At 71.2% G+C, this 5519-nt stretch carries 4 protein-coding genes; 3 read left to right on the top strand and 1 reads right to left on the bottom strand.

The genetic code is table 11. From position 1 onward, the window contains the following. The first annotated feature begins 119 nt into the window (after window positions 1-119). From LQV45_RS16655 to LQV45_RS16645, 3 genes are read left to right on the top strand one after another with little or no spacing between them, the layout of a single operon-like run. Window positions 120-1277, top strand: coding sequence for a MoxR family ATPase (locus LQV45_RS16655; protein ID WP_230007985.1), 1158 nt, complete (start codon window positions 120-122; stop codon window positions 1275-1277). 14 nt (window positions 1278-1291) lie between these two features. Beyond that, window positions 1292-2809, top strand: coding sequence for a DUF58 domain-containing protein (locus tag LQV45_RS16650; protein ID WP_230007984.1), 1518 nt, complete (start codon window positions 1292-1294; stop codon window positions 2807-2809). Continuing rightward, complete coding sequence (locus LQV45_RS16645; RefSeq protein ID WP_230007983.1) at window positions 2806-5349, top strand: DUF3488 and transglutaminase-like domain-containing protein; 2544 nt, start codon at window positions 2806-2808, stop codon at window positions 5347-5349. Before LQV45_RS16650 ends, LQV45_RS16645 begins: the two co-directional genes overlap by 4 nt. 9 nt (window positions 5350-5358) lie before the next feature. Here LQV45_RS16645 and LQV45_RS16640 read toward each other — a convergent pair. Next, a partial coding sequence (locus LQV45_RS16640; protein ID WP_230007986.1) for an aldehyde dehydrogenase family protein occupies window positions 5359-5519 on the bottom strand: 161 nt, incomplete at its 5' end.

Here is a 5519-nt window from a genome sequence, read left to right as displayed (position 1 = left end):
GTGTTAGTAGTCTGTTAATACTCTGTAATTTCCCCGTTAGGAAACAGGTGAATGCCACTGCGGGGCCCGGCCGCCGCGGGCGGTCAGATCCGGGACCCACCAGGGCTGAAAGGCTGCCGATGGATTACCACCGCACTTCCGTAGACGACATCCTCCCCCAAGGACAGAGCCTCCCGGGCCGCGCTTCCTTGGATCCAAACGCAGCCGGACACCGGCCCCCGCGGCATGAACTGCCGGCCATGGAAGCCGACGCTTTCCACTCAGCCAGCACCCGGATCCTGACGGCGATCAATACGGTCATCGACGGCAAGGCCGAAGCGGCCAAACTGGCGCTCACGGTCCTCCTCGCCCAGGGCCACCTGCTCCTCGAAGACGTCCCGGGGGTGGGCAAGACGCTCCTGGCGAAGACGCTGGGCCGCACCATCGACTGTTCCGTCAGCCGGATCCAGTTCACCCCGGACCTGCTCCCGTCCGACGTCACGGGCGTGTCCATCTACAACCAGGCGACCCGGACCTTCGAGTTCCGGCACGGCGCGGTGTTCGCCAACATCGTCATCGGGGACGAAATCAACCGCGCCTCGGCCAAGACCCAGTCAGCCCTGCTGGAGTGCATGGAGGAGCACCAGGTCACGGTGGACGGCACGTCCTACCGGCTGGATGAGCCCTTCATGGTGGTGGCGACGCAGAACCCCATTGAGATGGAGGGCACGTATCCGCTGCCGGAAGCGCAGCGGGACCGCTTCATGGCCCGGATTTCCATGGGCTACCCGGACCGTGAGTCCGAGATGGAGATGCTCGAAACCCACCAGGCCTCCTCTCCGCTGGCGCGTGTGACGGCAGTGGTCACCGCGGCGGAAGTGGCCGCCATGATTGCCACGGTGCAGCAGGTGTACGTGTCCCGGTCGATCAAGGAGTACACCGTGGCCCTGGGCCGGGCCACGCGGGAAAGCGGGCTTCTCCGGCTCGGCGCCAGTCCGCGGTCCATGCTGCAGCTCCTGCGTGCGGCGAAGGCCACCGCCGCGCTGGAGGGCCGGGACTTTGTGCTGCCGGACGACGTCGTCAGCGTCGCCGAAGCGGTGCTCGCCCACCGGATCATCCTCGACCGCAAGGCGGCCAGCGCGGGTGAGACGCCGCAAAGCGTCATCCGGGCCATCATCGCCAAGATACCCGTCACCCCGGACGTGACGGCCTCACCCAACGGAACCGGCCTCCCTGGCCGGAAGAAGGCCTCGGCCATGGCAGCCGCGCCGCCGCCCAACCTGCCCAATCCGCGCTAGGGAATGGCTCCGCCGTGGCGTTAAGGGATCGGTTCCCCGGGCACTTCTTCAGCAGCCGCGGCTGGGGCCTGCTCGGCGCGGGTGCGGTGTCGCTGCTGGCCGCGCAGATCATGGGGCGCCGGGACCTGCTGGCCCTGGCCGTCCTGTTGCTGGTGCTGCCGGCGCTCGCCCTGGCCGGAACCCGGGTCCTGAAGCCGAGGTTCCGGGTCTACCGCGAATTCAGCCCGTCGCCGGTTGAAACCTCCGCCCGTGCCACGGTGCGGCTGGCCGTCGCGCGGACCGGGGCGGGCACAGGCCACGCGGTCATGGAGGAACACTTGCCGGCCCGGTTCGGCGAATCGCCCGTCTTCCGGTTCCCGGCCCGTGCGGCAGCCGGCGGCACCAGCCGCTATGAGTACCACCTCCGCTCGGCCAGGCGCGGCCAGTTCCTGATCGGGCCCGTCACGGCGGAATTCAGCGATCCCTTCGGGCTCTCGTTCCACCGCCACGCGATTGACGACGGCGACCTCCTCACCGTCACGCCCGCCGCCATCGAGCTGCCGGAGACGGGGCTCGCCGGTGCGCGCGGACACGACGGTGTCACACCCACGCGGGCCCGGGCCAATCCCAGCGACGACGACGTCACGACCCGCGAATACCGCCACGGGGATCCGCTGCGCCGGGTGCACTGGGCCGCGACCGCCCGCCACGGGTCCCTCATGGTGCGGCAGGAGGAATCCGTCACGACCCCCGAGGCGACCATCATCCTGGACCAGCGGCTCTCCGCCTACCCCCACGGGGTGTTCGGCCACAGTGCCCATTCCTCCGGCGGCCACCCGGGCGGCGGGGAGGGGGACGGCCACGACCTGCTGACCTCTGATGCCTTCGAGTGGGCTGTCACGGCGGCGATGTCGATCGGGGCGCACCTCGCGGAACGCAACTACTCGCTGCGGTTCTTGGACAGCGCGGGCGAGCCGGCCTTCCGGCATTCGCCGTCCGCTCCCGACCCGGAAGCCGAGGAATACACCGGAACGGCCGGGCTGCAGTCCATCGCCGAAAGCCTGGCTGCCATCGAGCTTTCCGGCCCGCACCACACCCACCCGCACCGTGACCGCACGGGGCCCCGCCCGCAGAAGGCCGCGGCGGGAACCAGCACCGGATCTTCCGCGCCGGGGGGATTCCGCTCCGGGGCCGGTGCGGGCACCGGTAATGCCCCGCACGCCTTCGACGACACCCTGATGGACAAACTTTCCGCCCACCGGCTGCGCGGACCTGTCCTGGCGGTCCTGGGCAGCCTGACCCCGGCCGAGGCCCGGGCGCTGTCCCCGGCCGCCGGGTTCGGCGCGAACGCCTTCGCGCTGCTGGTCACGGACCGGGCACAGGACTCCGGCGAAGTGCCCGAGGTGCTGGAGGCGCTGCGGCTGGGCGGATGGCGGGCCCTGGCGGTGTCCGCCCAGAGCTCGCTGCCTGACGCCTGGGCAGCCTTCGACCAGGCAGACCCGGGGATGTCCGCCGGGGCCGACGTCCGCCGCGGCGTGGGGGGCCGGCCATGACGCTCGCCCCGCAACGCAGCCAAGGCACCGGCACGGCCGGCGGAGAAGAACCGACGGCCCTCTCCCCCGGTGCGGCGTCCCGGCCGGACGGACCCGGCGCCCGGCCCTGGGTGATGGCGACCGCCGTCGCGGTAGCCGTCGCGGGCGCGGCCCTCGGATTCAACGGCGTCCTGCGTGGCTGGGCCTGGTACTCCCCGGTGTTCAGTACCGTGCTCTCCGTTGCGTTCTCCCTCGCGGTGCTCCGGTCCCTGCGTGCCCGGCCCTGGCTGGTGACCGCCGGCGGCCTGGTGGCGCTGATCGTGGCCGTGACCTTCATCTTCTTCCGGCAGCACAGCATTGCCGGGTTCATCCCCTCCCCGGAGACCATGAACTACCTGGGAAAGTTCCTCCGGCGGGCCAGCGAAACGGTTCTGGCCGAGAGCACCCCAGTGGCCCCCAACGCCGGAATCGTCATGCTGATCTGCGCGGTCCTCGGGGTGCTCGTGATCCTCATCGATGCCCTGGCGTTCCCGCTGGCGCTGCCGGCCACGAGCGGGCTCGGGATCCTGGCAATCCTCGTGGTGCCGGCCATGGTCAAGCCGCAAAGCGTGGGAGTGCTGGGGTTCTTGGGCGCCGTAGTCGGGTACCTGTTGATCCTCGGCTGCAGCCATTGGTACACGCCGGATACCCGCACCCTGGCCGACACCGCCCGCAACCCCGGGCAGCTCCGGCGCGGCACGGTCACGGCCGTCGCGGCGCTGACCCTCACGCTGGTGCTGCAGCTGGTCATCCCGGGTTTCGACCAGGGCACGTTCCCGCAGGGCTCGCGGCTGAACCCGTTCGGCGGCGCCACCGGCCTCAATCCGATGATCAGCCTGGGCAACAGCCTGCGCAGCCCCTCCGGCGAGGGCCGGATCACCTTCGCCACGAACGCGCCGACGACGCCGTACCTGCGCTCGGTGACCGTGGACACCTTTGACGGCGATTCCTGGTCACCCGATGACCGGGAGTCGAGCCGGCAGCCGGGAACCGGCCGGCTCGAGGCCGGGCATGAGACCGCCCCGGCCGAGCTACGCGTAATTACGGCCGTCAACACCGGCCAGTACACGAGCCCGTACCTGCCCGCACCGTACGCGCCGGAAGCTGTCAACGGACTCTCAGGGCGCTGGAGCTGGGACCCCGCCACGCTGAGCATCAAGGGTGTGGACACAAATTCCCGCGGCCAGCAATATGTGGTCTCGTCCGTCACTCCGCAGCTCACGGCAGCGCTGCTGGCGGGCGCTTCCGGGCCGGTGACCGGTGTCCCCGAGCTGTTCCTCCGGGAACCGTCGAATGTTCCGGAGGTTGTGCGCAGCACGGCTAAAACTGTGACGGCGGGTGCCAACTCGCCGTATTCGCGGGCCATGGCCATCCAGAGGTATCTGCGCTCCGCCGAGTTCAGCTACTCGCTGCAGTCCCCCGTGCAGGGCGGCTACGACGGCAACGGCCTGTCCGTGCTGGCGGACTTCCTGACCCAGAAGAGCGGCTACTGCATTCATTTCGCCTCCGCCATGGCCGTGATGGCCAGGCTGGAGGGCATTCCGAGCAGGATCGCCGTGGGCTACGCGCCGGGGCGCCCCACGGGGGCCACGGTGGCGGTCTCGGGCCAGGGCCCGCTTCCGGAGTTCGAGGTCGATGCCCGGGACGCCCACGCCTGGCCGGAGCTCTATTTCCAGGGCATCGGCTGGGTCGCGTTTGAGCCGACACCGTCCCGCGGCGTCGTTCCGGCGTACGCCACGGATGCCGCCGCACGCAGCGGTGCCAGCACCAACGACCGCAACGACGCCCTGACCCCCGGTGACGGTTCCACCCAGGCACCGTTCCCGGTCCCCGGCACGGTCCCGCTTCCCGGAGCGGGCACGCCGGCGCCCAGCGGCGCGCAGGCGGCACAGGCGCTGTACGGCGTTGCCGCGGTGCTGCTGCTGGCGCTGCTGGTGGCCTCCCCGCGGCTGGTGCGCAGCGGCGTGCGGCGCCGCAGGCTGAGGACGGCGGCCCGCGGCTATCCCGGCGTCACGGCCGGGACGGCGCTGCCGGGCTGGGCGGAACTGCGGGATCTGGCCACGGACTACGGGGTGGCGCCCGGAGCGAGCGAAACGCCGCGGCATTTCTCCGAGCGGTTGCGCGCCTCGACGGTTTTGGGGGAACCCGGCGGTGCGGACGGGCCCGGCCAGCGGGCCGCGGCGGCCCTGACCGAGGACTTCGAACGTGAGCAGTACGGCCGCCCGGGCGGCGTGGCCGGTCCGGCGCGGACCGCAGGCTCCGCGGATCCGGCCGACTCCGCCGCGGCCAGGATCGCCCTGGTGCAGGCCTCGCTGCGCGCCAACGCCGGCTTCCTGGTCCGGCTGCGCGCGGCCTGGCTGCCGCCGTCGGTCATGTCCGGCTGGCGACGGGCCCTCCGGCTGCCCCGCGGGTTCCTCTCCCGGACAGCACAATACTCCCGGACAGCACGACGCACCCGGCGGGGGTTCGCGGGATCCTGGGGAAAGATCCGCAACTCCGTCCGCCGGGTGCGCCGCGGGTAGCTGGCGTGGCTAGCCGGCGTAGGGGTCGGCGATGCCGATGTACTGCGTGTAGAGGTATTCCTCGATGCCCTCGAGGCCGCCTTCACGGCCCAGACCGGACTGCTTGACGCCGCCGAACGGGGCGGCAGCGTTGGAGACCACGCCGGCGTTGAGGCCCAGCATGCCGGTCT

The organism is Microbacterium sp. Bi128 (assembly GCF_918698205.1).
Note: the sequence above shows the minus strand (reverse complement) of the source record. Positions and strands in the feature narration are given on the sequence as shown.